The following is a 25,503-nucleotide window of genomic DNA, read 5'->3' as shown; positions in this document are numbered from 1 at the left end:
GAATGATTTACAGCTTGGTCTTCACGATGCGGTCCCAAAGCTCCTTCCAGTCGGAGCTTCCTTTGGCCAATGCGCCCCAATTTGGATTGATGCCTTTGCTCTGCACCTCAACCGAGAAGGATGGATCGTCTTTGTATTTGTCAGGAATAGCAGCCGCCGTACTGGTGACCGGTGTGCCCGTAGCCTCAGCATAACGGGAGAGTGCATCCGCGCTGAGCAGCTCATTAATGATTTCGTTAGCTACCTTTTGCTGTGCCGGAGTTGAGCCCTTAACAATCTGCAGGGAATACGGGAACGAGATCGCACCTTCAGATGGATAAGCCACGGCAAGCGGTGAACCGCCGTCAATCCATGTCTGCGCCACCTGTGCGGAGAATGGGGCAATAAGCGCATCACCGGATTCAAGCAGTCCCTTCAATTGATCATTAGAGGTAACCAGCGTGCCAATCTGATCACTGTGCTCCGCCCAGAACTTGAAGGCAGGTTCCGGATTTTCATAGGTTGCCCCCAGCTCTTTGCCCTTGACTGCAATCAGTGGAGAGATGTACGAATAGAACATGTAGTCCCACAGCGCTGTCTTGCCTTTGAACTCCTCACTGCTCCAGAGATCGTTCCAGCTGGTCGGCGGCGTTTTGACCAGATCCTTGTTATAGACCAGTGCAAAGCTGGATACTCCCCAGACAATACCTTTGTTGTCCGCAGTATGGTACGACTCGGGGATGTCCTTGAGATTAGTTACAATAGACGGATCGAGCGGCTCCCACATATCATCGTTGATTCCTTTGGCACTGGCATCCGCATTGAAATAACCGAAGTTGACCACCGGATTGTTGGGGTCCGCCTGTTTGCCTGCAACCATCTTCGGATACATGACCGAATTGGAGGATTCTTCAAACGTAACTTCGACGTTCGGGTGGGCTTTAACATATTTCGCCACGACCTCTTTCGGCACAACATCCTGATTGGAGCCCGCCCAGATGAACATGGTCAGCTTGACCTTCTCATTCTCACCCGCATCACCCGGTTGGCTTGCAGCCGCATTTGTATTATTAGTTGGAGACGCAGTTGAATTATTGACAGTATTTCCTCCACCGCAGGCAGACAGAAGAACCATTGAAGCCGCTGTAAGAGCAAGCAGATTAAAAGAACGTTTGTGATTAGTAAAAGTCATTGTTGACACTCCCTTATATAAAATAGAGTTAGTTTAATCCAATCCGACCACGCACGTCTTCCATCAGAGCGGGGATTCCCGCAGGTTGAACAGCTTTTCCGGACTGAAGAGCCTGTTCGGCGGCAGACATCGTCTGCCGCTTCAGATAATCACGCAGGGCAAGCGGATATTTCCGCAGCGCCTGCCCCACGGCACTCAGTAGCTCATCCGTCCATACGCGCTCAAACCGCTCTCTGGCTTCGCCGAAGCTGAAAGCTTCCTGCTTCCTGGCAAGTGCAGCTCGCAAACGCAGGGTTGACTCTTCATCTACAGCAGAATCCTTGAAAGCTACGCCATAGGCTTCGGAGGCTTTCTGCTCCGAAAGCAGGCCGCTGCGGACATCCATACGCACCTCTCCGATTTCCCGGGCATACGGATCTCCATAGCCTCCGCCACCTTGTGAGAGGAATGTTACAGTATCTCCGGGCTGCAGCAGTAATTCGTCGATGCGGCCCAGCTCCTTCTCTCCGGCCTGCCCGGCATTCAGAATGGCCCTGCCATGCTGGCCCACCCCACCTCCGAGACGCCCCCAAGGCTGTAACTGCATTCTTTCCATGTTCCGCGCTGTCATCACTGTATCGGGGCTGAGAATTTTCACCCGGAGATCAATTCCGCTCCCGCCCCGATATTTGCCCGGCCCCGCCGAATCCGTTCTCAGCGAATAACGGTCAATCAGAATTGGCATCTCGGCCTCAACTGTTTCGGCGGGAATATTCCGCAGATGGCCGACAGCGAAATCCATGCCATCAATTCCGTCCTTCATGGGCCTTGCTCCCGATCCGCCGCAGATGGGCTGAATGACCCCTACCTTCTTCTTCCCGCTTAGCGGGTCCGTCATGGATAGCATCACAATGCAGGCCTGGCCAGCTCCGGCTGCGGGCAGCTTATCGCTCTGCGCCTTGCTAAGCGCCCCGGTTATCACATCCATCACCCGGATAAAGGTTGCCGCCCGCGCACCAACAGCAGCCAGCGGCTCAGGATTAAGGATCGTGGCGGCAGGCGCATGATTGCTGACCATACGGATCATTCCCGAGTTCCATGGAATCGTGGGATCAATCGTCCGGAAATAGCGGATCAGCGCCGGCACCAGCATATAATGCCCCTGCTGATTGTGGGTCGGAATATTAAATGAAGCTCTGACCTGCGGGTCCGTCCCCTCGAAGTCGAGATGGATGTTGTCACCCGCAACCGTCATCCGGCAGCGCAAGCGGATTGGGTAACCCCCCGGACCTTCCTCCAGATAGTCCCAGAAATCATAAGCGCCGTCGGGAATGTCACTGACAATCGCTCTGCCCTTCAGTTCGGCATATTCAAGCAGATTGACGATGCCCTGCTCCACCTGAGCCGCACCGTATCTGGCAATCAGCTCCTGCAGCCTGCTCTCGCCGCGGTTCAACGCAGCGATGAGTGCATTAAGGTCGCCCTGATTCTGCTCCGGAATACGGCTGTTATCCAGCAGCAGCCGCAATATCTGGCCGTTCAGCCTGCCTGCATTGTAGAGCTTGACCGGAGCGATGCGAATGCCTTCCATATGGATGTCGTACGCTGTGGGAGATACACTTCCAGGAACCTTCCCGCCAACATCCGAAGAGTGGACAAAACACATCCCAAAGGCTATGATCCGTCCATCATGGAAATAGGGCTTAATCAAGTGAATGTCCGGCAGATGGGTAACCATGCCTCCCGTAGTATACGGGTCATTGCAGATTGCAATATCCCCCTCCTGCCAATCCCCGATAGCCTCAAGTGTGGCCGAAGCCGGGATTCCCAGTGAGAGATTATATCCGGTATCCAGAGGCGAACCAAAGGTTTCGCCGGCAGGCGAGAGCAGATAGGTTCCGAAATCACCGGTCTCTTTGACAAAAGCTGTAAAGCCCGTTCTCAGCACTACATTGGCCATTTCTTCCACAATCGCTTGTACGCGGTTATTGAAAATTTCCAGGAAGACTTTATCCATGCTCATGACTCAGCCTCCCCAACGATATTGCCGCTCTTGTCCCGTGTGACGGAATAACCTGAAGGAACGAACACCGTTGTATCGTATTCCTCAATAATTACGGGTCCAGATATAAAGGTTCCCATGCTCAGCTGGCCCCGCCCCATTACCCTGGCGGATTGCTGAGTGCCGTCAAACACAATCCAGCGGGTTTCGGCCAAGCCGTCCCAGGGTTTGTTGGGTAAAGTTCTGCTCACCGCATTTATTTTCGGGGTAATCCCGATGACTGTAGCCCTCAAATTAACGAACATCACTTCCGCCTCGGGCTGGCTGATACCGAAGACCGCCTCATACTGATGGTGGAACTTAAGCTTGGCAGCTTCAGCATCGCTGAATTCCAGACCGGTTAAGGAGACCTCCAGGTCAAAAGCCTGTCCTTCATATCGCATATCGGCACTAAAGAGCAATTGAACCCGCTCCAGCCTCACCGTTCCCCGGGCTTCTTTTTCTATCCAGCGTTTGCCTTGATTCTCCAGTGCAGCGAACACAGTGTGTAGTTCATCCCTGTTCAGCTCATCAGCGCTTTTATTCAGCGTATGGACAAAATCATTACGTAAATCGGCAACAATACAGCCCATTGCACACAGAGTTCCCGGAGAAGCGGGAATCAGCACTTTTCGAATTCCTACCTCCCTGGCCATCAGAAAAGCATGCATGGGTCCAGCGCCGCCGTACGCAAGCAAGGTGAAATCACGCGGGTCCACACCCTTGCGTGCCATTAGCGGAGAAAACTGTGCATACATGTTAGCCGTAGCAACATCAAGAATCGCCTGGGCCGTCTGCCTTGAGCTGAGTCCGAGCTCCGCCCCCAGCTCCTTAAGCGCCTGTTCCGCCAGTTCAGGATAGAGCCGCATGTTTCCTCCGAGGAACCGGTCAGCCTGCAGGATACCAAGATGCAGATAGGCATCCGTGACCGTTGCCTGCTTCCCTCCCCGGTTGTAGCACGCCGGACCCGGCTGGGCCCCCGCGCTGCGCGGACCCACCTTGAGCACTCCGACCGAATCGACCCAGGCGATTGATCCGCCGCCTGCGCCTATAGCGGTAACATCAACTGCGGGAATGATAATAGGAAAATCACCCACCTGGTTTTCAGTCGAATACACAGGGGCCTTGTCAATTAAAGCAACATCCACACTGGTCCCGCCCATATCAAAGGTGACCACCTGGCTGATTCCAGCCTGCTCCGCGATATAGGTGGCACCGATCACACCGGATGCTGGTCCTGACAGAAGTGTCTTGACCGGCTCCACCGCAGCTCTCGCTGCAGTCATTACCCCGCCGTTTGACATGGTGGAAAGGATATTCGCCGTCACGCCATACTCTCCGATCCCCGCTTCCAGCCGTTCGAAATACGAGCCCATTCGTTCTCCTACATAGGCATTCATCACAGTCGCCAGTGTACGCTCATACTCACGCTGCTGCGGCCAGATTCCGCTGCTTGTGCAGACGAATAAATCGGGATAATGCCTGCGGATTAGCCGCTCCGCCAGCTGCTCATGCTCCGGATTGGCATATGCGTGCAGGAAGCTGACCGCCAGCGCCGTTACCCCTACCAGCACCAGCTCCTCCACAGCCTGCAGCAGCTGTTCTTCATTGAGCGGTTTATAGATGCTCCCGTTTGCCAGAAGACGCTCATCAATTTCTTTAACGAGATAGCGCGGGACAAGCGGCAGCACCTTGTCTCCATAAAGATTGGTGGTATTCTCCAGCCGCAAGCGGCGGATTTCCAGAATATCCCGAAAACCTTCGGTAACGATCAGCCCGGTTACTGCTCCGTTCCGCTCAATCAGTGTGTTCACCCCCAGGGTTGTCCCATGGACAAACATTTGAATTCGGCTGGTATCCACGGAATCGGACTTTAACTGCTCCAAGGCTTGAAAGATCGCTTGTTCGGGCGCTTCAGCAACGGAGGGGGTTTTTAGCGTGGCTACCAGGTGTCCCTGTTGATCCGTAACGATGGCATCCGTAAAGGTTCCTCCGATGTCAATTCCTAACCGATAGATGGCGTCCACCCTGCTCCTCCCCCTTCTTCAGACGTATTTTATATTTGCTTCTATTCCTTCTGCATGGCAAAATAACGCTTCACATCTTCAATCATTTGATTGATGTGGTTAACCATTTCGGCCTCCGCCTTCTCCGCAGAACCGCTGGACACCGCCTCCAGAATACGCTGATGATCCACGACAAGCACACTCCCAACCGTTCGCCGGATAAAGGCTGTTTCGATAAAATCACGGCTGGTCTGCCATACCAGCTCCACCGCATGAAGCAGCACCTGATTACGTGCTGCCAGCGCCAGCAGCTTGTGAAAATTCCGGTCCTCCTCATAAGGAATCTCACCACGGGACAATATCTCGAGCTGGAGCTTGATGGATTCCTCCATCAGCTTTATATCCTCCTTCGATGCCCGTTCAGCAGCCAGTGAGGCAATTTCCCTTTCGAGCGCCCGCCGGGCAATCAGCACATCAAGAAGCGCTGACTCTCCGGCATGATTAAGCACCTGCAGCAGCCGTGAATTTACATTCTTCTGCAGCAGCTCCTTTTCCAGATAAGCAACATGCTCCTTTCCTTTTGCCGTCAGGATTCGGCCTTTACGGCCTTCCAGCACCGTAAGACCCTCCACATCAAATTCCATAAGCTTTCGTCCTATTGTCGCCTGGCTCAGATTGTATTTCTTACCCAGCGTGTACACCAGCGTGCTAGCCCCAACAGGTGAATCTGCTTGCAGGAGTTCCTGTAATAATTCGAGATCCAGCTGTAATGGATGCTCTAGCGCCATCTCCTTCATCCCTCCAACAAAAATGCCTTGATTTCGTTGTTACTCATTGATGATTAACTGAATTATAATAGCCGACCTCTCCAAAATCAAGTATTCTCACCAATTTAGTCTGAATTGATTATCTACCAACAATTTGAAAATGAAAAAAGAATATTTAAGCTATTGACTTCTAACAAAATGCAGCTACAATAATAAACAATAATTCCAATGTAATTACTATGGTTATTATTTATTCGTCTGTAGCATTCACATGGAACTATAAAAGGCTCTATTTGTGATCGCTCGTTATGTACAAAGGGGGAGTCGGATTCATATTTTTCAGTTGAACGCTTCATTCAGCAGACTATCACAAATTATGAATCCTTAGGAGGAACACCATCGTGAATCGAAAAACGCTCATCATTACACTGGGAGCACTCGCCATTGCCATTAATGTTATTGCAGGTACAGTTGTCAGTAATTTAAAAATCCCTTTCCTTTTTCTTGATACAGTAGGCACCATATTCATCGCTGCTATTTTTGGCCCGCTTTGGGGAGCTCTAGTCGGCCTTCTGACCAACCTGGTGCTTGGCGTTACCTCGGGTTACACCGCAATTCCTTTTGCTCTTGTGAATATCATTGTTGGTTTGGTCGTCGGTTATGCTGCCCGTAAGAACGGCCTCCGCTTCTCCACCGCCCTTCTCTCCGGAATTATCCTTGGTATTCTCTGCCCTGCAGTTGGATCGGTCATCGCCATAGGGCTGTTCGGCGGCTTAACCGGCGGTGTCCAGGACGTTGCCGTATTATGGCTCAAGCAAGCAGGAACCAGCCTGTTCGCAGCCGCCTTCCTGCCGCGCCTTGGGGAGAATCTAATTGATAAAACTTTATCCACTCTGCTTGTATACTATATCGTCAAAAACCTGCCGCAATCCCTGATCAAACGTCCATCAATCAATAAGAAGGAATCTCATGCAGCGTAGCAAAAAAATTATCGTGGCCTCCCACTGCGTCATTAATCAGAATGCTGTAGTGGAAGGTGAGGCTCGTAGTCCAGGCGTAATGAAAGCGGCCGTCGATTGGAGCTACGAGCAGGGATATGGGCTGTTTCAACTGCCTTGCCCTGAATTCACCTTTCTTGGGCCCGAACGTCCTCCGATGACTGTAGAGGAATATGATACACCGGAGTTTACCACTCATAACCGTAAAATACTGCTTCCCGTCATAGAACAATTGAAGACCTATCAGGATCACGGCTATTCTATCGTAGGCGGTCTCGGAATCTCAGGCAGTCCCTCCTGCGATCCGGGCAAAGGGGTGTTCATCCGTGATTTCTTGAAGCTCGCTGCTGAGGAAGGCGTAACCATTGATTTTTTCTGGCAAATTCCCAATACCGCAGACGGAAACTTTGATCCTGCTGACTCTAAAAGTGTGTACGGCCCGATTGGTCCCGCGAATCTTCCCAAGGGAGAGATAACTTCATGATTAATATTTCTGACGTGACCTTTCACTATAATGAACCTGATGAAAAAACAGACAATGCCGGCCAACAGCCGGCATTGTCCAATATTACCCTTGAGCTCCTTCCCGGTGAATTTATAGCTTTTCTGGGACGCAATGGCTCGGGCAAATCTTCACTATCGCGTTTGCTCAATGGAATAGAGCTTCCGACCGAAGGAAAGGTGTCTGTTGAAGGGCATCCCACAAGTGAGATCAGCTCTATTCCTGCTATCCGGCGAGCTGTACAAATCGTGTTTCAGAATCCGGAGAATCAGCAGGTCGGGATCACTGTAGGTGAGGATATCGCTTTTGGACTGTCCAACATTGGCTGGCCGCAAAACGATATACAGAACCGGATTACCTGGGCTATCCGCCTCGTTGGTTTAGAAGCTGACGAAGAACGGCCAGTCACCCAGCTGTCAGGCGGGGAAAAACAAAAGCTTGCACTAGCCTCCGTATTAGCGCTCGCCCCCCGCTATCTCATCCTTGATGAAGCCACCTCTATGCTGGACCCGGTTGCCAGACGCCAGTTCGTAGAGACTCTGCATCAGGTAAGAGAGAAATTCCCCTTTACGCTGATCTATATTACGCATCATTTGGAGGAAGTAATCGAAGCCAACCGCTGGGTGCTGTTCCGGGAGGGCGAAATCGTTACAACTGGAGCACCTGCAGAATTGGAGAAGGAAACCCAGCTTTTGCATGAATGCGGGCTGGAGCTGCCTTACTACCATGCGCTTGCCGGAATCTTACGGAAGGAGGGTATCCCTGTATCCTCTGTAACCAATGAACAGGAATTGCGAGGGCTATTATGCAGATCCAACTAAATGATGTTTCTTTTTCCTACAGCAAACGCCGCAAGAACAAGCCATTAGCCGGCCCGCTGGTGCTTGAGAAGCTTCAGCTTAGCATTGAGAGCGGTGAGCTTCTGGCAATCGCCGGTAAATCCGGCTCCGGCAAATCGACCTTTCTCCAACTGCTAAAGGGCTTCCTCTCCCCTTCGGAGGGCACGGTTCTTTTGGATGGCATTGACCCCTATGCTTCGAAGCAGCCGGAGCTGTTTGACAGGATCGGGTTTATTTTTCAGTATCCGGAACATCAGCTCTTCTCGACTACAGTCTTCGACGATATTGCCTTCGGTCTTAAGAGCGCGAAGCTTCCAGCAGAAGTTCAAGAGACTAGAATACGCGCGGCGATGGAATCCGTCCAGTTGAATTACGAAGCGTTCAAGGATCGCAGTCCCTTTGAGCTGAGCGGCGGAGAAAAACGGCGGGTTGCCATTGCAGGAGTCGTTGTACTGGAACCGGATGTTCTAATCCTTGATGAACCGACTGCCGGGTTAGATTTGCAGTCCCGCACCGCCCTCTTCGAACTGCTGCACAAGCTGAACCGGGAACGCGGGATAACAATCATGTGGGTGAGCCATCAGCTTGATGAAATTCTGGAGCATGCTTCACGGTTGATTACGCTTAAGGATGGGCGGTTTCTGGCAGACGGAGCGCCATCTGAATTGCTGTCGCGGTCTCAGCTCCTTGAGTCTTTTGGATGGGAGGAGCCTCCGGCTCTTGTCGTAAACCGGCTGCTGCGGGAGCTTGGTGCCGTTCAAGGGGCCAAGCCGCTTTCTTACAAGGAAGCAGCTAATGCGATCATTGCCCGCTGGCAGGAACAACATACACTAGTTAACTACAAATGAGGGAAAATATATGTCCGGCAATAGTTTTTTACTGTATCAAAAACGGAACTCGTGGCTGGAACGCTGGGACCCGCGCATGAAAATTCTGGTTGTGCTATTCTTCGGTGCAGCTATGCTTCTAACCCATAGCCCGGAGATAAAAACAGCACAACTGCTAGTTTTGGTGATTCTGTGGGGTGTAGCCAAGCTGTCCTGGCGTGTACTTGCATTCACTCTATTATCATTGACGCTTTTTTTCGCCTCAACAATGATCTATCAGGCCATTCTTTTATCTGTTCCTGGCGAAGAATTAATTACCTGGGGCTGGCTTCGTTTCTCTCTCCAAGGTCTGATTAACGGAGTGATGATGTGTGAACAGATTGCAGGCATTGTCCTGCTGCTGTCGCTGCTGGTGCGGACAACCTCACCGGTTATTTTAGCCGAGGGCATGGAAATTCTGTTGAATCCACTAAAAAAATGGCGTTTGCCCGTACACGAAGCGGTGCTGATGTTCTCTATCGCACTACGGTTCCTCCCTATTCTCATTGAAGAATTTGATAAAATCCGCAAAGCTCAGCTTGCCCGGGGAGGCGGTTTTCACCGCAAAGGCATAGCCTCCAGAATCGGCGGAGTACTGCCCATGTTAATGCCGCTATTTGTGATGTCCATTCTTAGAGCCAAGGAATTGGCCGTAGCGATGGAATCCCGCTGCTACCAAGGGGATGAAGGAAGAACTCCGATCCGCCTTTACCGTTTTCGCTTCAGTGATTATGCAGTTTTCACCCTTGCAGTATGTAATTTATTATTTCTGGTCGTTTGGTAGCAGACAAAGAAAGAGCGGGTCCAGGTCAACTGGAAATCCGCTCTTTCCGGGTTAAATGGAGTTTTCCCGTTCTTTTTGATAATCCAGATGCTGCCTGCCCCAGCCACACATGCTATCCAAAACGGCAGTCAGTGTTTTACCATGCTCTGAAATGCTGTACTCCACTTTGGGAGGTATTTCCTGAAAGACAACACGGTTAATGAGCTGGTCCTCCTCCAATTCGCGTAACTGCTTCGCCAGCGTCCCCTGTGAAACATCCGGTATAAGACGCTTTAGTTCACCAAATCTTTTCGTTCCGTCAATCAGCAATATAAATAATATTAGCGGCTTCCACTTCCCGCCGATCATTTGCAGCGTTACAAGAACCCCTGTAAGCCTTGGCTCTCTAAAATCCATAAGCATCACCTGTATCCCCCCTGACCTCATTTTACCTATTAATCTTATCCTTTGCACGTTGGTGCAGTTCACGCCTTATCCCGTTTGATGGTACGAAATTTCGGACTTAGTACGAACAAACTGCGTACTGGTCAAATCATCAAGACTCCCCTGATAATAGGATGACCAACCTCAACACGAAAGGAGATATCGAATCATGGCTACTCTTTCCTTAAACAATCAGCGTATCGTCATTATTGGAGGAAGCTCAGGAATCGGGCTGGCTACTGCCAAGCAGGCTGTTCAACAAGGGGCCCAGGTCATTCTTGCCGGTCGTTCAAAGGATAAATTGGATAAGGCTCAGCGCTCCCTTGGTTTCGAATCTGTCCAAATTTATCCGCTCAATAATCAAAATGAACTTGAACTGAAGACCTTTTTCGAGAGTGTAGGAGCATTCGATCATTTATTTACACCAGGTGCCTCTTATGTCAGAGGTCCAATTACATCCAGTACTGAAGTTGCGCATAGCTGCTTTAATGCCAAGTTCTGGCCTCAATATAACGCTGTAAAATACGCCGTTCCCTTTATTAACCGTAGTGGCTCGATTGTGTTGATGTCCGGCGCGTTTGGTCAACGGCCTCTGGCTGATGGAGCTTCCTATGCTGCCTGCAATGGAGCTATTGAAAGTCTGGGTAAAGCATTAGCTGTAGAATTGGCTCCCGTTCGGGTAAATGTAATCTCACCTGGCACGATCCTCACCTCCTTTAATTGGGAGGGGGCAGCCCAGGCAGTCAGAGATAAATCATATGACGAATACACTGACATGAATCTTCTTCGCAGGGTGGGGCAGGCAGATGAAGCTGCGCATACAGCGATTTATTTGATGACCAACAGCTACACCACCGGAAGCACACTGTTCCCGGATGGCGGCTATATTTTGCGCTAAGCAGCTAAAATACAGCTTCTGACTGAACAGCCCGGCCGTTCAAGGAGTCTACTTTACACTTCTGCAAGAGCTATGACTTCAGTATTTGTGCAATTTGTTTTTCGGACAAAATGCCCCTTAACCGTTCATGTATATAATGAACACTCTCTTCTTTTGAATAAGAGTTGGGGGTTTCCCGAAGTCCTTCTTCCCAGCGGCGGCTTGTCCCCCAGACTAAAGTGCTCCACGTTGGATTCAGCGTTCTTCCCGGCCGGGTTGCAGTAACATCCAGACTTTTTGTTAATGCGTCCATAGCGGCATTGTACGAGGCTTTGTTCAGCATAAGAACAGAGAGAATTTCATCTTTTTCAGCTTCGCCAGACTCATCCAGAAAATCATAGATTCTTCTCTCGGTCTCCGTAAAAATCTTCTTCTGGCGAAAAGGCTTCAGATGAAAATAAAGCTCCTTGGTCAGATAGGTCACTCTGTTTTTGCAGATTTTACTATAGAACACCTGACGGGCTTCCAGCAGCCCCATTAAAGCTTGCCAGTCTCCTCCTGCTCCAATCACACTTGGCAGATCAGGATGTTCATTAACAACAAGCAATCCGTAACGCCCAAATGCAGCAGCCAATAATTCCGATGCTAGAGCTTCCTGCATACCCGGTCTCCTTTCCAATCAATAAAATGTCAGTTGCTCATAATCCTGTTCCCCCATAACCTTCCAGACCGTCTGCAGCCGCTCCCGGCTCATGCCCTGAAGACAGCGGACAAACTCTATCTGCCACTCCATGGGGTACTCATTTCCCAATAACAGTATGGCTGCCAAATCCAGAGACTCGCTGCGCAGCTCTTCATAGAATACGATTTTCGCCAGAATCGCCAGCTCCAGATCGCCAAACGCATCGAAGAGGGCATCATATTCTTCCCCGTACAAGCAGTCTACTTCAAGCATATCGAGAAAGTCATGAAAGGAAGAGAAGCTCGACAGAATCAGCCTGATCTTGTCCTCCTTCACTTCGCAGGCCAGAATCTCGTGAAGCAGTCTTCTTAACTCTACATCGCTCATTCTGTCTTCTTCGCTGAAGAAGATCACACCGGGCTTCGCCTCTATCTCCCTTTCCGTAATAATGACGGCCTGCAAGCTGTCATGCTGTGCGGCATTTGCTATACGCTGAACGAGGTTTTCCCGGCATCGGTCCATATACTCCTTAAGTTGCTGCTGAATCGGAAGTTCTTGCTGAAGCCTTTCCATTGCCCCGGAAATGACGGCGCTGATTTGCGGCGCAGTAAGGTTCATGAATTGCTCTTCCAGCCGCTTGAACTGATTCCCGGAAATTCTGACGCTGTCTGACTTTCCCCCTGATAAAACCGAGAATACCGCATTATTCAGCACCAGCTCAAACATATTGAACAGCTCGATCCGGTAGTTGAACCGGCATTCTTTTCCGAAGCAGGCCAGCAATTCAAGCAGCTCCCCTTGATCAAACATCGCGCAAAACCCGTTCTCCAGCTTCAGCCGCTCCAGATACTGCCTGAGATAGAAAACTCCCTGCAACCGCATATCATCGACAGCCAGCGGGTAATCAATACTCGCCATTGAATTGTGGGCATCGAAGAGGATACCGTATTTTCTGAAAAAGACAGGCAGAGACTCATCCAGAGTCATGTTATATGCATCAATTGGAACCTCCGGCTTATGGGCCATGATTTCTTTATAGAGCTGCTTTGTTTCTTCAAAACATTGGCTTACCTTGTCTACGCCCCGTTCATAGATTTGACGGACATCCATCGTCTGGAGAGACGTGATCGCCTGCTTTGCCTCCCCCAAGCTGAACAGATAGGCATCTGCCGCATATATAATGGAATGCAGCAGGCTTTCCGCTGTTTCCGTGGTAACTGAAGTGCTCTCGCCCCGGGTGTATTTCCGGATCAGCTCCTGCAAAATCTGCATAAACCCGCTCTGAATGCGCAGCACTTCCCGGGTCGTCAGCAGTTCAATCCGCAAGCCTTCGTTCATCAAAGAGACTGTATATTGATTCCGCTGCAATCTCAATTGTCATCCTCTCCTTCAAAATCCGACTCGTTCTTCAGCAATTCTCTCCTGAACCCTTCGGCCTCCTCTTCAAGGTTGCCTTTGAGCAAGTCGAGCGAGCCTTCGCAATCCTCCTCGAACAATTCCTTCATCCTGTAGAGAAGCTTCGTATCGCTGATTCTGTCTTCCGTTTCACTCTTCAGAACATAAAAAATCTCATGCAGCTCATTCAGGGTATCCGCATAATTCTCCTGCTGGATGAACGCGGACTCCGAGAAGCTCTCGATAAGTCCCTTGGTCACTTCAATGCCAAGCTCCACGCGACCGTAGCTTAACAGGACCTGGTTCCTCGCCGCGATCATCACCTCAATATCCTGCGGGGTCAGAGTCAGTCCGTATGCCCTGGTCCTCTCGTTCAATTCCAGCAATTCGGTCATGTAGTGCTCCTTCATGGATACGTTCAAAGAGCTGAACAAACGTGGCAAATACATGAGGCATTCACTCCCATTCATTTTTTTCATAATAGGGTCTGGTCGTAACTGCGGGGAATGTTTGGACTTCCGGCCGCTGTTATGTTTGGATTTCCTGATTTAAACTGCCGGCCGCAGTAGAAATCCAAACATAAAGGCGGACGCTACCGCTCCTCCAGTTCCAAACTTCCCCTCCTTCACTTCCACCCTTTTATAATTTCTTTAGTCCAACTTACGCAGAAAATAATCCTTGACTTTTTCTTTATTTTATGTTATAATTATTAAATTAGTTTTAGCATACATATTTTAGTCGCTAACTCCGTCCATGTCAATTGGATTGGAGTTTTTTTACGTTCATCTGTCAGAGCAGGAAGATTGGCTTTACCGCGGCCTCTGCCCGGTCATAAAGCGATTACCCGACATACATTAATGCAGACGCCCTATATGTCAATTTGTGCACGGAGATGATCTTATGTCAGCTACTTCAGCAGGCTTAACGAACAGCGGACCTCCCATAGACATCCTTATCCCGGCTATTGAAAAAGATCTGGCCACCCTCCCCCATGTGATAGACAGTCTTCGCCGCCATGTCCGCCATCCCATCAGCAACATCTATATTGTCTCGCCGAACAGCAGCCGGATCAGAAATCTGTGCTCACGCAAAGGCTGTGTTTTTGTCAATGAAACCAACGTGCTGCCGTTTACCAAAAAAGACATCCACTATTCCTCCTCCCGCTGGAACCGCTCCGGCTGGCTGTATCAGCAGCTGCTTAAGATGAATGGTGATCATATCTGCCGGGAGAGCTTTTTTCTCGTCATTGATGCCGACACAGTGCTGATTCAGCCTCACCGGTTCCGTTCCGGGGGGAAAAGCATCTTTTACTGCCGCAACTGGAGCCAGCCGGAATATTTCCGCACCTACCGGAAGCTGCTGGGTACTGCCGCCCCTTCTCCCAAATCCTTTGTCACCCATTACATGCTGTTTGAAAAAGCAAAGCTGGCCGGACTTAAAAGAAAAATCGAAGCCCGGCACGGGGTATCGTGGCATTCCGCCATTCTCCGCAGCATCGACAAGCGGAAGCAGTTCGGCTTCTCCGAATTTGAGACGTATGCCAATTATGTGTACAGCGGGAACAGAGCCTCGGTGCTGCTCAGAAACGCCAATAATAAATCACTGAAAACCTCGGCGGCCGCCCTGGGTAAAGAGCATATTCAAAAGCTGGCCCGTACCTACCGCTCGCTTTCGTTCCATCAGCGAAAGGGATACTCCATTCCGGCCAAGCGATAAGGAGGCAACAGCCTTGCATACCATTCTTCTATGCGGCGGTTCCGGCCAGCGGCTGTGGCCGCTGTCAGGACGTATCCGTTCCAAGATGTTTCTAAATCTGCTGCCTGCACCGGGCGGAGGCACGGAGTCGATGATCGGACGGGTATGCCGCCAGCTCGATCACGCCGGTCTCGGTGAATCCGCGTTGTTCGTCACACACCAGGAGCAAATAGGCCTGACGCGGCGGCATACCCGGAATGGATATCCAGTGATTGGGGAGCCACATAAGCGCGGCACATTCACCGCAGCAGCGCTGGGTGCCCTCTATTTATACTCCACAGGGAAAGCGAAGCCGGAAGACACGATATGTGTAGCCCCGGCTGATATGTTTGCAGATGACGGCTTCTTCCGGTTATTTCATCAATTCACTGATATTTTGGCCGCCTCCCAGGCCGAGCTTGTGTTGCTTGGGACAAGGCCCACCCATCCATCGGACCAGTTCGGCTATATTGTTCCGGGAAAGGGTGCAGACAAAGCCTATTCCCCGGTCATTTCTTTTGAAGAGAAGCCAGACATCTCCAGAGCTGAGGAATTGATCCGTGAGCGTGCGCTGTGGAACTGCGGAGTTTTTGCTTTTCCGCTGAGCTTTATGCTGTCGCATGTGCAGCAAATGGGGCTGCCCGCTGAACTCGCCGCCTTTACAGAGCTGTATCCCGAATTCCCGGTCCGCAGCTTTGACAAGGAAGTGGCTGAGCGCAGCAGCAAAGCCGTCGTGCTGCGGCATGAAGGCGAGTGGCTGGATCTGGGTAGCTGGGAAACCCTGACCGCCCAGCTCCCAGAGCCGGTGATTGGAGCCGGGGGAATTTGGGGAGCATGCCAGCATACCCATATTGTCAATGAATTGAACATTCCGCTGCATGTAATCGGTGTATCCGGCATAGTTGCCGTAGGGAGTCCCGAGGGGATTCTGATTGCCGGTAAAGGCGAAGCGAACGCGATAAAAGAAATCCTGCAGAATGCTGCAGGGGAACCGAGATACGGGGAACCCGAGTGGGGAAGTTTTACCGTCCTGGACCGGACCTTGGACGGTTCGAAGCTTGTGCTTACAATTTCATTGTCCCTGCTGCCGAACCATGACTTGCCCGAGATGCTCTGTGAGCATTCCGGCAAGAGCTGGATCATCTTGTCCGGTCAAGGAGAAGCCGTTCTGAACGGACTGCCCGCCGCAGCACAGACAGGCGGAATATTTACAATAGCCAGGGGAGACCGGCATGGAATTAAGGCTTTTACAGCTATGAAATTGATCGAGGTGCGGACGCTCGAAGATGAGGATGAGGAACGGATTTACAGTTCATGAGTTCTTTTAATACCCAAAGTAAAGAAGAGGACGTTATTCGCCCTCTTCTTTTGCATGTACATACCTTTTCACCACAGCTTGTGCCAGACACTCTGACGAGTCAATCAGGACAAGTTCTTCTGCAGTACCTTTTGCAACTACATTTAAGTCAGTACATGCAAGTATAGCTGCGTCTGCCTTATTCACCAGCTCCGAATACAAACGTTGCCATAACACAATTGCTTCTGGTATTTCACCTGTTTTTATGTTGGTAATAATGGCATTCACCCATTGTTGCCAGTGATCCTGGTTGAGACAATTAAGACCAAGGTTTTCCAGGCTTCTTTGATAAATGCCGGATTGAACCGTGGCGGGTGTAGCTAACAGCGCAACCTTTTCAGCAGTCTTCGGCAGCCTCAGAATGGTCTCATCCACTATATTTAACACAGGCACAGAAACGGAATTTTTTATATTGTCATAATACAAATGTGCTGTATTGCAAGGAATTGCGATAAAATCTACACCCGTGCTCTCCAGCTTCTGGGCACCGTCAATAATAGCCTTTTCCATAGCCGCATGATCGACTGGCCTGTCCATGTAAAAAGGTGTAGGACATGAATAGATCATCATGTGGGGAAAATCCATGTCATGCTTGGCGCCATATATCTTCTGGCATTGCTCCACCACCATATCGACAAAAGGCCCTGTAGATTTAGGTCCCATACCTGCTAAAATTCCAATCATCCTTACCCAGATCCTTTCTATGTTTAAACATACTGGATTTAATTATTTTGGTTTTTTTCGCCCCACTCGCATAATTTCTCGAGAACCGGCAATAGTGTTTCCGCTTTATCCGTGAGACTGTACTCGACTTTAGGGGGAACTTGAGGGTACTCTTTCCGCTTTACCAGACCATCCGCTTCCAATTCTTTTAGTTGTGAACTGAGTGTTTTAAAAGTAATCGCTCCTATTTGTCTTTTCAGATCATTAAAGCGAACCGGCTGGTTTTCTGCCAGGAGGTACAGAATAACCATTTTCCATTTACCTCCAATCACTGACAACGTGTAACCAAAGGGTGTTTCTTGAATACTTTTAGCTTTCTTATAGTCAGCTATACTCATGATACACTATCCTTTCGGGTAGTACCTATCAAAAAAGTGCGTACTACTCATTTATTTACGTTCATTTTATACTAGCCTTACTTTGAAGAAAAGGAGAGAAAAAAATGACTACTACTAAAATCTACAATCATGGTGTTCCATGGGAAGAAGCCTTCGGCGTCACCCAAGGCTACAGCGTCAACGGCAACATCTACATTTCGGGACAATTTGCCCACGATATGCAGGGCGCGTTCATTGGCGAGGGTGATTTCGAAGCACAGACCCGGCAGACGCTGGAAAATCTCGATCGCGTATTGGCGGGATTTGGTGTCACTAGGTCGAACATCGCTGAGATGGAGGTCTTTCTGACAAACCCGCAAGAGCATTTCGAGCAATGCATCGCTCTGTACAAGGAATATACGGGGGACCATCGGCCGGCTGCTACCCTCATCGGCGTGTCGGGTCTGGCGTTCCCGCATCAACTGATTGAAATCCGCGCCGTCGCACACACGGACTAACCCGGCCACCACGGGAAATAGCCTTCACAAAGAAAAACCCGCTCACCTGGGCGGGTTTTCAATGTTACGTAAGCTCGGCTCCTATCCCTTTGTCCCTTGCAATCTTCACGTAGTATACCGCAATAGCGATATCGAAGACAGCCATCCCCATCGGGCAGAAAAAGACCGGCTCATCCGCAGTGAATTCAGTCAGGCTGCGGCGGGAGACGACATCGGTAAGCATTCGGGTGCCGGCACGGGTAAGCCCCTGTTCCAGATGGAGCCGCTCGATGTCCGTATTCTCGCGGCACACTTCATCCCAATCATCGACGATGATGGCCTTCACTGAAGTCAGCGCCTCCGGCTTAAAATCACGCAATGAAACATTCAGCAGCAGACTGCCTTTTGCAGGGGGGAGATCAATATAGCGGTAATCCGATACGGTACACGTAATAAAGATATTGGAATGCTGATATACATCCGCCCACGTCTCTGCTGCTTCCATCCTGTCCCGGTAAAGAGGAGGGGCTTCTGACAAATCAACTCCCCTTATATCGAATATACGAATACGTTCGATTCGCTCTCCATACAGAGCCGCAGCCATTTGCAGATGATACTGCCCAATCGGGCCCCAGCCGATAATGCCGAGCTGAATCCGCTCCAGCGGGCGGGCCTCCATAAAGTGGCGGATCATCAGCCCGCTGATGGAAGCGGTCCTGACGATGCTGGGAACGGGCGAATTCAGGACGGCCGAAGGCTCGCCCGTAACGGGATCATTCAATACGATGATGCTATGCGCGCGGGGAAGTCCGGACTTTAGATTGCCCGGGAAGCTGGAAATCCACTTGATTCCGGCTGCGCTCACGTCTCCCCCGATATATGCAGGCATTGCAATAATGCGGTTTTGAAGATTTTTATATCTTAAGTAAGGTTTTATCGGCTGTGCGTAATCACCTGAATCAAGAATTCGCACCGCAGATTCTACCGAATCCACAAGGGCAGGCCAATCAAAGCCCACTGCCCGAATGTCCCGGTCGTTTAAGTACAGCATGCCGCTCTCTCCTTTTGTCGTCAGGCAAGCCCTTCAGCCGCAAGCTCCCCGCCGAACTGGCTCTGAACCCATGAATCCGAATATACCGTATCGAGGTAACGCTCCCCCTTGTCATGCAGAATGACTGCGCAGACAGAGCCCGGAGGTATTTCCTGCTCCATATGCTTAACTGCGGCAATAATCCCGCCGGAGGATGCGCCGGCCAGGATTGATTCGCTCCGCGAGAGCGCCTGGCAGCCTTTTACGATATCTAAATCCGAGACATGTATGATACGGTCGATCAGATCTCTTCTGCAGAAGGGCGGCACGATACCGGCACCCAGTCCCGGGAACCGCCGCTGTCCCTTATTTCCACCAAAAATGGCGCTTCCCTCCGCATCGACGGCTACGATCTTGGTCCCCAGCCCGCGATCCCTTGCGTATTCCGCCAGACCTCGAATCGTACCGCACGTACTGACGCTGCAAAACAAATAATCTACCCGGCCAAGCTCAGTCACGATTTCCTTCATGGTTGTATGGTAATGGGACAGATAATTGTTAGGGTTCGCATATTGGTTCGGCCAGAAGCTGCCCGGTATTTCCGTGAGGAGCTGCTGCACGCGGTTCAGTCTGGCAGGCAAAAACTCGCCGGTGTCCGGGTCGGGATCTGCAACATAGTCGATTGTTGCGTCCAAAGCCTTCAGGATTTGCAGATTCGTTTCCGTTGTTCTGGGGTCAACCACGCTGATAAAACGCAGTCCCGCATATTTGCAAATCATAGCCAGGCTGATCGCCATATTTCCCGAACTCGATTCAATGATAGTCGTACCCGGCCCTATGGCTCCTTCCTTCCAAGCCTCCTCAATCATCCGCAGGGCAGGACGGTCCTTCGCGCTTCCCCCGGGGTTCAGCAGCTCCATTTTGGCGTAGACCTCAAGCCCGCTCGTCTGGAACAGGTTGCTCAGCTTGATTAAGGGCGTATTTCCGATGGTTGATACAATGCCTTCATTCAGGTTCAGCTCTACCCTGTCTTTAGCTTTCTGGTAATATAGCTTTTTGTTCTTCACCTGCCCGCTGTCCAGCGGCTCATCTTCGGCGGCGATAATGACCTCAATATCATTCAGCAGACGATTCTGGATCATCATCCCGATTTCCGGAATGCATTCCCTAATTTCCTGCCTGATTGCCTGAACAGTGGCGTCTACAACAGATTTGCTTTTGATATAGACAGTCAGCGTATTGTTCCTTACTTTAACCCGGATGATCGCATCCTCAAGATGGCGGTATACAACCTGTTCGATATCGTACAGGCTGATCTTTTCCCCGTGCTTCAGCTCCCGGCCTACCCGTTTGACGATGGACTCAAAGCTTTGCTTCTCTACTCCGCCGATCATCACGGGCCTGAAATCCCTCACGACGTCATAGGTTACGAAACGGATGGCAGGCAGCATCTTGCGGACGTTCGAGGTAAGCACCAGGATGCTTTCGTCCGTACCCAGCGGCCGCAAATCCTCATCTAGCTCCTGTGTCCCGATCCCTTCCGCATAGATTCCATCGGCAAAAATATACCTGCCAAGCTCATGCGAGTAATAAGCAATCGTGCCGATTTCAATGGAGCCGTACGTGTCGATGATATCGCGCAGCTCCAGACCGAACAGGCGGGCTATATTGCGCTGCCACTCTGGCGTGGCGATTTCCCCAACCAGAATAATTTTGCGGATGCCGAAGGCACGCGGGTTACCCGCAGTGTATACGATATGGTCAAGGATGGAAGGCATCGTGTACAGCAGATCCGGCTGAAAGGCTTGCAACCGTTCAATGTGCTGTTCGATGGGCAGCTCAAAGGGGATTGAACTATTTTCCAGGCCAAGCCGTTCAAATATGGATAACGCAGTGTTCGCTGCATGTCCGGTCCCCATGTCCGCCAATGCTCTTGTGCAGCCACTTCCCGCCAGAAGCTCACCGAACAGCTTTGTTTTGATATCAATGTAATGCCTGTCATCTTCCTCGGAGTAGAATATGGATTTTCGGCGGCCCGAGCTTGTACCCGACGTCCTGTATACGGCCAATGAAGGGTCGGCTGGCTTCGTGTAATAATAGGTTTCCAGTATTTTTGACGTCATAAGCGGCAGGTCCTGTAGGCTGTAACTCGTTTTCTCACCGCCGATCAGCCCCTTGTACCAAGGATAACCCCCGATAACTTCCAGCACCTTATCCTGCAATTCGTCCAGCAGCATCATTGCCGCCTCCTGCTCTGCCGCTTAACGCGGCTTTTATAGATAAACACCCATAATAAGCATATGTAACATTCTTTCGGTGTGTTCGATTACTGGGCGGCTGCCCAATCAAAAACTGGGCCATTCCCGTAATATAGCCTATAGATCCTTTGGCACGGAGGGATAAAGTGAAGAAGCAGATCAGGCGCATATCCAATAAGCTGACGAAAACAAGGGTGCTGGGTGGAAGCCAGGAGCTGAAGAGGCATATCCCCGCAACGAAAAGAATGAATAAGAGCGTACTGCATGAGATGCTGCAAAAATATAAAATAGTGTACATTAAGCCATGCTGCGGATCTTTAGGACAGGGCGTGATTCGGGTTGAAAAAAAGGCGCGAAAGAAGCGGATGCAATACCGCTATCAGGCGGGTACGCAGGTGCACAAATTTTCCGATTACGACACGGCTTATCGTGCAATCTTGAGAGAAACTCTGGGGAAATCGTATTTAGTCCAAAAGGGTATCCGGCTTCTGGGTTACGATGGACGTCCCTCCGATATCCGGGTGATGGTGCAGCGCAATCCTAAGAAGCAATGGGAAGCTACGGGAGTTGCAGGACGCGTGGCGCATCCTCAGAAGGTGGTTACCAACGGAAGCCAAGGGGGGACGATTTATCCGGTTGAGGAATTGCTTAGCACCTACACAAGCGCAGAGGAGCGCGAAGATTTGATCACGGCAATAAAAGAAATCGGTGTAAAGTCAGCCCAGCAGTTAAGCGCCACCTATCCGGGCCTTCAGGAAATCGGTGTAGACATCGCCTTGGACCAGCGCCTGAAGCCCTGGATTCTGGAAGTGAATACAGCCCCCGACCCTTGTCCGTTTACGAAGCTGAAGGACCGCAGTATGCTAGACCGAATTGTCAGATATGGCAAAGTCTACGGCCAGACTTACAATCTTAAGTGCATGAAGGCAAAGAAGGGTGTTGTGTAATCAGCCGCAGTAACAACAGCAGCAAGCAGCGAGGCTCCCAATGACCACGGACTCGCTGCTTTGCCGGCTATTTACGTCGTACTCTACAAATTTTTAATCATCACTTTTTGGCCGCTTTCCTCGGCAAGAATCTCAAAGTTCATGCTTTCATATAGAGCGTTTGCTGCTTTATTATTCGAAAATACATTCAAAACAATTTTATTTACTCCTTCTTTCTTCATCAGATCTCCCATGAAATTAATCATTTTTGTACCATAGCCTGCTCTGCGAAAGGAATCATAAACTATGATGTCATAAATGAATGACACATCCATCTCCAGTATCCTTCTCTTTCCGTACCATAGGAATCCAACCTCTTCATCCGCAGCATTGACCATAATATCTAGATGATGACCTTTGGTGTGTACTCCATCCGGCAATAATTTAGCTATTTCAAACAGAGCCAGATTTCTTGCTTCCTCAGCATTAGTTATTCCAGACTGTACCAGCTCCTTCTCATATTGGACGGCTATTGTCTCCTGGTACTCCATAAATTCATCTTCCCGCATTTTTCTGGATGCCGTTATTTCCTTCATTGTCTGTCCTCCTTCGTATCTCCCTGACAGATGATCTCGTAGAAGCCAGTCTTAAGTACGATCATAACATGAGCATCCGCTTCCGTATAATTCAGGCTCGAATACTCAAGAGCTGTGCCATTTACCGTAACGCGCTTAACGTCCGTATCCCGAATCACCAGATCGGCCTGAGCGTTGAATGGTATGCGGAACTGATAACGCAGGCCATATTTTTCATAGCTCCAGCCGCTCTCATACAGCCCAACAGCCGTATTGAGAGATGCCTTAGCGTAACTCAGAAGACGGTTGGGCTGCGGCGCCAGCCGTATTTTTCTGAAGCCCGGAAATTCCTCTAAAGGATTTAGTCCGCACATATTCCGGTACATCCATTCAACAATGGAGCCATACGTATAGTGGTTCAGCGAATTCATGCCAAGCTCGCCAAACCTTCCGTCCGGAAGCAGAGAGTTCCATCTTTCCCATATCGTTGTAGCCCCTAATTTGACCTCATATAACCAGCTTGGAAATTCTTCATTAAGCAGCAGTTGATAGGCCAGATCATTATGCCCATGCTCGGACAGCACCCGGCAAATGTATGGCGTTCCGACAAACCCCGTGCTTAAATAATTCTTGTTGTTCTCCAGATTTTTCCTGAGTGATTCTACAATTCTTTCACGGTGCTTCTCAGGAACGAGGTCCATAAACAGAGCAAGGATACAGGCTGTTTGGGTCTCTGCCACCAGACGCCCTCTTGTGGTCAGAAACTCCTCGCAAAAAGCTTCCTTCACCTCATTTGAAAGCTGCTGATATTCATTGGCTATAGCTTCTTTGCCCAGAACTTTGGCGGCTTTTGCTACCAGTTCCGATGAATAGGCGTAATATGCAGTTGCTATAATGTCGGTTGGTGTTCCGCCAAATACATCAAATTCCCCTTTACCATCCAAGGCCAGCCAATCCCCAAAGTGGAAGCCCGTATTCCACAGCCTGCCGCCATCATCCTGTGACCTAATGTAGTCAACATAATCCTTCATACTGTCTAGCTGCTGCTCCAAAATCGCTTTGTCCCCATAATGAAGATACAAATTCCAAGGAATAACGGTCGCTGCTTCAGACCATGCGCTGGAGCCGCCGGACAAAAAGTTATTTTCCCCTTTGCTGCTCATTCCGAAGCTTGGGATCACATGTGGTACAACCCCGCCCATGCCGGACTGTTCTTTGGCCAGATCATATAGATATTTGTGAAAAAAAGCATCCGAATCCATGTTAAAGCACGCGGTTCCCGAGAACATCTGAGCATCCCCTGTCCACCCCATCCGTTCATCGCGCTGCGGACAATCAGTTGGAACGTCAAGAAAATTCCCTTTTTGTCCCCATAACGCATTCAAAATCAGCCGGTTCACCATCGGATTAGACGTTTCTATATGCCCCGCCCGTTCCAAGTCGGAGTAAACAACGTTTCCGGTGAAATCCTCCGCTCTTACATTCCCAGGCCATCCCTCAACCTTTACGTACCTGAAACCGTAGAATGTAAAATGAGGCTGCACTTCACAAGGCTGACCACTAGAAATATATTTGAATTCCGCTTTGGCTGTACGGAGATTCTCCCTGTAAAAGCTGCCCTCCTGCATCTCTTCACCGTACTGGAGAGTTATGGTGTGGCCCTTAGGAGCGTTATTGTCAAAGCTAACCCAGCCCACCATATTCTGACCCATATCAAGCACAATCTCGCCTTTGGGTGTATGAATAACGTTAACAGGTTTCAGCTTTTCCTTGATCCGTACCGGAATACTTCTGCGGGCTTCGAGAAGATTGAAATCAATATCAACAGGACGCACTCCTGTCCAGTTGGAGTCATTGAGTAAAGCGCTTGACCAAGCTTCATCATATTTATTAGCATCCTGAATCTCGCCATCATAAATATTACTGTCAAGAATATGGGATGGCGCAGCTTTCCAGCTTCCATCCGTAGATATGATATCCATGCTCCCGTCCGTGTACCGGACAACAAGCTCACAGAGAAAAGCAAAGCTGTCCCCGTAATGACCCCCCTCTTCGCCTTGGAAGCCAAAACGTCCCTTGTACCAGCCATTACCAAGCATAGCTCCTACGGCATTGTTCCCCTTGGCTACCAGAGGTGTCACATCAAAGGTCTGGTATTGAATCCAGTGATTATAGCTGTTGCAATAAGGCGTTAAGTATTCGTCCCCGACCCGCTCACCATTAATTTCAACCTCATATACCCCTAACCCGCAGACATAAAGATTTGCCCGGGCTATCTCTCTGCTAAGAGTGAAGCGTTTTCTCAAAAGGGGATGGACAGCTTTGTCCTCCCAGTCCGGGGTGATCCATTGGCCTGACCAGGGCTGATCCAGCTTAGAAGTCTCAAACCATGCAGCAGAACTAATAATATCGCCGATGTCCGTCCATACACGCACCCTCCAGTAATATCTGGTACAAGCCTCTAATTTCATTTCCAGCGTATAACCGATACTGTCAATATCCTCCCGAACGCCGCTGTCATGCAGAATGTTTAAGAACGCCTCGTCATATGCCACTTCTACTTGGCAAGCCTTTTGGATTGTTGCCCCTTCAGCCTCTGTCACCCAGCTTAGACGGGGTTTGTTCAGGTCATACCCTATTGGATTTACGATACGGTTGCATTTCATAGAAGCTATTTTCATTTAAACTCTCCTCTTTGAAAAAGAATTTACCGCATATCCAGAGTATACCTGCTTCATATTTTCAATTTCTTGGGG

The 25,503-nt window shown here is 50.0% G+C and carries 24 protein-coding genes; 10 read left to right on the top strand and 14 right to left on the bottom strand.

The features are described 5' to 3' along the window. Window positions 1-7: 7 nt before the first annotated feature. The 4 genes from AC0LWN_RS07190 to AC0LWN_RS07175 are packed head-to-tail and all read right to left on the bottom strand — an operon-like array spanning window position 8 to window position 5,985. Window positions 8-1,171, bottom strand: a complete 1,164-nt coding sequence (locus AC0LWN_RS07190) for an ABC transporter substrate-binding protein (protein WP_474663882.1) — start codon at window positions 1,169-1,171, stop codon at window positions 8-10. 28 nt (window positions 1,172-1,199) lie between these two features. After that, window positions 1,200-3,173: a hydantoinase B/oxoprolinase family protein gene (locus tag AC0LWN_RS07185; RefSeq protein ID WP_474663881.1), complete on the bottom strand. Its 1,974-nt coding sequence runs from the start codon at window positions 3,171-3,173 to the stop codon at window positions 1,200-1,202. Further along, window positions 3,170-5,218 carry a hydantoinase/oxoprolinase family protein gene (locus AC0LWN_RS07180; protein WP_474663880.1) on the bottom strand — a complete coding sequence of 683 codons (2,049 nt, stop codon included), beginning with the start codon at window positions 5,216-5,218 and terminating at the stop codon, window positions 3,170-3,172. The genes AC0LWN_RS07185 and AC0LWN_RS07180 overlap by 4 nt, the downstream gene beginning before the upstream one ends. A gap of 41 nt (window positions 5,219-5,259) precedes the next feature. Continuing rightward, the gene (locus tag AC0LWN_RS07175) at window positions 5,260-5,985 is read right to left on the bottom strand and encodes a FadR/GntR family transcriptional regulator (protein WP_474663879.1); all 726 of its coding nucleotides are present in this window, start codon (window positions 5,983-5,985) and stop codon (window positions 5,260-5,262) included. A gap of 380 nt (window positions 5,986-6,365) precedes the next feature. Here AC0LWN_RS07175 and AC0LWN_RS07170 point away from each other — a divergent pair, with 380 nt between their 5' ends. The 5 genes from AC0LWN_RS07170 to AC0LWN_RS07150 are packed head-to-tail and all read left to right on the top strand — an operon-like array spanning window position 6,366 to window position 9,953. Further along, complete coding sequence (locus AC0LWN_RS07170; protein ID WP_474663878.1) at window positions 6,366-6,944, top strand: CD3073 family putative ECF transporter S component; 579 nt, start codon at window positions 6,366-6,368, stop codon at window positions 6,942-6,944. Then, window positions 6,934-7,446, top strand: coding sequence for a CD3072 family TudS-related putative desulfidase (locus AC0LWN_RS07165; protein WP_474663877.1), 513 nt, complete (start codon window positions 6,934-6,936; stop codon window positions 7,444-7,446). The genes AC0LWN_RS07170 and AC0LWN_RS07165 overlap by 11 nt, the downstream gene beginning before the upstream one ends. Next, entirely contained in the window at window positions 7,443-8,285 is an 843-nt protein-coding gene (locus AC0LWN_RS07160) for an ATP-binding cassette domain-containing protein (protein ID WP_474663876.1), read from the top strand. Before AC0LWN_RS07165 ends, AC0LWN_RS07160 begins: the two co-directional genes overlap by 4 nt. Next, window positions 8,270-9,151, top strand: a complete 882-nt coding sequence (locus AC0LWN_RS07155) for an ATP-binding cassette domain-containing protein (protein WP_474663875.1) — start codon at window positions 8,270-8,272, stop codon at window positions 9,149-9,151. The genes AC0LWN_RS07160 and AC0LWN_RS07155 overlap by 16 nt, the downstream gene beginning before the upstream one ends. Window positions 9,152-9,161: 10 nt before the next feature. Then, window positions 9,162-9,953: an energy-coupling factor transporter transmembrane component T family protein gene (locus AC0LWN_RS07150; RefSeq protein ID WP_474663874.1), complete on the top strand. Its 792-nt coding sequence runs from the start codon at window positions 9,162-9,164 to the stop codon at window positions 9,951-9,953. Between the two features lie 51 nt (window positions 9,954-10,004). Here the strand turns inward: AC0LWN_RS07150 and AC0LWN_RS07145 are convergent, their stop codons facing one another. Then, window positions 10,005-10,349, bottom strand: coding sequence for a winged helix-turn-helix transcriptional regulator (locus AC0LWN_RS07145; protein WP_474664157.1), 345 nt, complete (start codon window positions 10,347-10,349; stop codon window positions 10,005-10,007). A gap of 196 nt (window positions 10,350-10,545) precedes the next feature. Here AC0LWN_RS07145 and AC0LWN_RS07140 point away from each other — a divergent pair, with 196 nt between their 5' ends. After that, window positions 10,546-11,274 carry an SDR family oxidoreductase gene (locus AC0LWN_RS07140; protein ID WP_474663873.1) on the top strand — a complete coding sequence of 243 codons (729 nt, stop codon included), beginning with the start codon at window positions 10,546-10,548 and terminating at the stop codon, window positions 11,272-11,274. 70 nt (window positions 11,275-11,344) lie between these two features. Here the strand turns inward: AC0LWN_RS07140 and AC0LWN_RS07135 are convergent, their stop codons facing one another. From AC0LWN_RS07135 to AC0LWN_RS07125, 3 genes are read right to left on the bottom strand one after another with little or no spacing between them, the layout of a single operon-like run. Further along, window positions 11,345-11,914, bottom strand: a complete 570-nt coding sequence (locus AC0LWN_RS07135; RefSeq protein ID WP_474663872.1) for an AlkZ-related protein — start codon at window positions 11,912-11,914, stop codon at window positions 11,345-11,347. A gap of 18 nt (window positions 11,915-11,932) precedes the next feature. Next, window positions 11,933-13,309: a DUF6179 domain-containing protein gene (locus AC0LWN_RS07130; RefSeq protein WP_474663871.1), complete on the bottom strand. Its 1,377-nt coding sequence runs from the start codon at window positions 13,307-13,309 to the stop codon at window positions 11,933-11,935. Continuing rightward, the gene (locus AC0LWN_RS07125) at window positions 13,306-13,779 is read right to left on the bottom strand and encodes a DUF6323 family protein (RefSeq protein WP_474663870.1); all 474 of its coding nucleotides are present in this window, start codon (window positions 13,777-13,779) and stop codon (window positions 13,306-13,308) included. Before AC0LWN_RS07125 ends, AC0LWN_RS07130 begins: the two co-directional genes overlap by 4 nt. 451 nt (window positions 13,780-14,230) lie before the next feature. On the opposite strand from AC0LWN_RS07125, the gene AC0LWN_RS07120 reads away from it, so the two are divergent. Beyond that, on the top strand, window positions 14,231-15,046 hold the full coding sequence (locus AC0LWN_RS07120; protein WP_474663869.1) for a DUF6492 family protein: 816 nt from the start codon (window positions 14,231-14,233) through the stop codon (window positions 15,044-15,046). 13 nt (window positions 15,047-15,059) lie between these two features. Further along, the gene (locus tag AC0LWN_RS07115; RefSeq protein ID WP_474663868.1) at window positions 15,060-16,382 is read left to right on the top strand and encodes a sugar phosphate nucleotidyltransferase; all 1,323 of its coding nucleotides are present in this window, start codon (window positions 15,060-15,062) and stop codon (window positions 16,380-16,382) included. A gap of 33 nt (window positions 16,383-16,415) precedes the next feature. Here the strand turns inward: AC0LWN_RS07115 and AC0LWN_RS07110 are convergent, their stop codons facing one another. Together AC0LWN_RS07110 and AC0LWN_RS07105 are read right to left on the bottom strand one after the other, a co-directional pair. Further along, window positions 16,416-17,105, bottom strand: a complete 690-nt coding sequence (locus AC0LWN_RS07110; protein ID WP_474663867.1) for an aspartate/glutamate racemase family protein — start codon at window positions 17,103-17,105, stop codon at window positions 16,416-16,418. 38 nt (window positions 17,106-17,143) lie between these two features. Then, window positions 17,144-17,482, bottom strand: coding sequence for a winged helix-turn-helix transcriptional regulator (locus AC0LWN_RS07105; RefSeq protein ID WP_474663866.1), 339 nt, complete (start codon window positions 17,480-17,482; stop codon window positions 17,144-17,146). A 104-nt stretch (window positions 17,483-17,586) separates the two neighbouring features. On the opposite strand from AC0LWN_RS07105, the gene AC0LWN_RS07100 reads away from it, so the two are divergent. Beyond that, window positions 17,587-17,979 carry a RidA family protein gene (locus AC0LWN_RS07100; RefSeq protein ID WP_474663865.1) on the top strand — a complete coding sequence of 131 codons (393 nt, stop codon included), beginning with the start codon at window positions 17,587-17,589 and terminating at the stop codon, window positions 17,977-17,979. A gap of 64 nt (window positions 17,980-18,043) precedes the next feature. Here the strand turns inward: AC0LWN_RS07100 and AC0LWN_RS07095 are convergent, their stop codons facing one another. Further along, window positions 18,044-19,009 (bottom strand): 2,3-diaminopropionate biosynthesis protein SbnB, encoded by a 966-nt coding sequence (locus AC0LWN_RS07095; RefSeq protein WP_474663864.1) that lies wholly within the window; start codon window positions 19,007-19,009, stop codon window positions 18,044-18,046. A gap of 20 nt (window positions 19,010-19,029) precedes the next feature. Next, on the bottom strand, window positions 19,030-21,228 hold the full coding sequence (gene sbnA, locus AC0LWN_RS07090; RefSeq protein ID WP_474663863.1) for a 2,3-diaminopropionate biosynthesis protein SbnA: 2,199 nt from the start codon (window positions 21,226-21,228) through the stop codon (window positions 19,030-19,032). Between the two features lie 164 nt (window positions 21,229-21,392). On the opposite strand from sbnA, the gene AC0LWN_RS07085 reads away from it, so the two are divergent. Further along, a complete protein-coding gene (locus AC0LWN_RS07085) occupies window positions 21,393-22,193 on the top strand; it encodes a YheC/YheD family protein (RefSeq protein ID WP_474663862.1) in 801 nt (266 codons plus the stop codon). A gap of 83 nt (window positions 22,194-22,276) precedes the next feature. Here the strand turns inward: AC0LWN_RS07085 and AC0LWN_RS07080 are convergent, their stop codons facing one another. Beyond that, on the bottom strand, window positions 22,277-22,768 hold the full coding sequence (locus AC0LWN_RS07080; protein ID WP_474663861.1) for a GNAT family N-acetyltransferase: 492 nt from the start codon (window positions 22,766-22,768) through the stop codon (window positions 22,277-22,279). Then, window positions 22,765-25,428: an alpha-L-rhamnosidase gene (locus tag AC0LWN_RS07075; RefSeq protein WP_474663860.1), complete on the bottom strand. Its 2,664-nt coding sequence runs from the start codon at window positions 25,426-25,428 to the stop codon at window positions 22,765-22,767. The genes AC0LWN_RS07080 and AC0LWN_RS07075 overlap by 4 nt, the downstream gene beginning before the upstream one ends. Between the last annotated feature and the right edge of the window lie 75 nt (window positions 25,429-25,503).

This window comes from Paenibacillus sp. sgz302115 (assembly GCF_056120445.1).
Note: the sequence above shows the minus strand (reverse complement) of the source record. Positions and strands in the feature narration are given on the sequence as shown.

Excerpts from the sequence above, each read along its gene's own strand:
- AC0LWN_RS07140 (WP_474663873.1), top strand. The coding sequence starts at position 10,546 with ATGGCTACTCTTTCCTTAAACAATCAGCGTATCGTCATTATTGGAGGA.
- AC0LWN_RS07145 (WP_474664157.1), bottom strand. The coding sequence starts at position 10,349 with ATGGATTTTAGAGAGCCAAGGCTTACAGGGGTTCTTGTAACGCTGCAA.
- AC0LWN_RS07190 (WP_474663882.1), bottom strand. The coding sequence starts at position 1,171 with ATGACTTTTACTAATCACAAACGTTCTTTTAATCTGCTTGCTCTTACA.
- AC0LWN_RS07150 (WP_474663874.1), top strand. The coding sequence starts at position 9,162 with ATGTCCGGCAATAGTTTTTTACTGTATCAAAAACGGAACTCGTGGCTG.
- AC0LWN_RS07160 (WP_474663876.1), top strand. The coding sequence starts at position 7,443 with ATGATTAATATTTCTGACGTGACCTTTCACTATAATGAACCTGATGAA.
- AC0LWN_RS07095 (WP_474663864.1), bottom strand. The coding sequence starts at position 19,009 with ATGCTGTACTTAAACGACCGGGACATTCGGGCAGTGGGCTTTGATTGG.
- AC0LWN_RS07075 (WP_474663860.1), bottom strand. The coding sequence starts at position 25,428 with ATGAAAATAGCTTCTATGAAATGCAACCGTATCGTAAATCCAATAGGG.
- AC0LWN_RS07155 (WP_474663875.1), top strand. The coding sequence starts at position 8,270 with ATGCAGATCCAACTAAATGATGTTTCTTTTTCCTACAGCAAACGCCGC.
- AC0LWN_RS07185 (WP_474663881.1), bottom strand. The coding sequence starts at position 3,173 with ATGAGCATGGATAAAGTCTTCCTGGAAATTTTCAATAACCGCGTACAA.
- AC0LWN_RS07100 (WP_474663865.1), top strand. The coding sequence starts at position 17,587 with ATGACTACTACTAAAATCTACAATCATGGTGTTCCATGGGAAGAAGCC.
- AC0LWN_RS07125 (WP_474663870.1), bottom strand. The coding sequence starts at position 13,779 with ATGTATTTGCCACGTTTGTTCAGCTCTTTGAACGTATCCATGAAGGAG.
- AC0LWN_RS07080 (WP_474663861.1), bottom strand. The coding sequence starts at position 22,768 with ATGAAGGAAATAACGGCATCCAGAAAAATGCGGGAAGATGAATTTATG.
- AC0LWN_RS07165 (WP_474663877.1), top strand. The coding sequence starts at position 6,934 with ATGCAGCGTAGCAAAAAAATTATCGTGGCCTCCCACTGCGTCATTAAT.
- AC0LWN_RS07135 (WP_474663872.1), bottom strand. The coding sequence starts at position 11,914 with ATGCAGGAAGCTCTAGCATCGGAATTATTGGCTGCTGCATTTGGGCGT.
- AC0LWN_RS07175 (WP_474663879.1), bottom strand. The coding sequence starts at position 5,985 with ATGGCGCTAGAGCATCCATTACAGCTGGATCTCGAATTATTACAGGAA.
- sbnA (WP_474663863.1), bottom strand. The coding sequence starts at position 21,228 with ATGATGCTGCTGGACGAATTGCAGGATAAGGTGCTGGAAGTTATCGGG.
- AC0LWN_RS07110 (WP_474663867.1), bottom strand. The coding sequence starts at position 17,105 with ATGATTGGAATTTTAGCAGGTATGGGACCTAAATCTACAGGGCCTTTT.
- AC0LWN_RS07105 (WP_474663866.1), bottom strand. The coding sequence starts at position 17,482 with ATGAGTATAGCTGACTATAAGAAAGCTAAAAGTATTCAAGAAACACCC.
- AC0LWN_RS07120 (WP_474663869.1), top strand. The coding sequence starts at position 14,231 with ATGTCAGCTACTTCAGCAGGCTTAACGAACAGCGGACCTCCCATAGAC.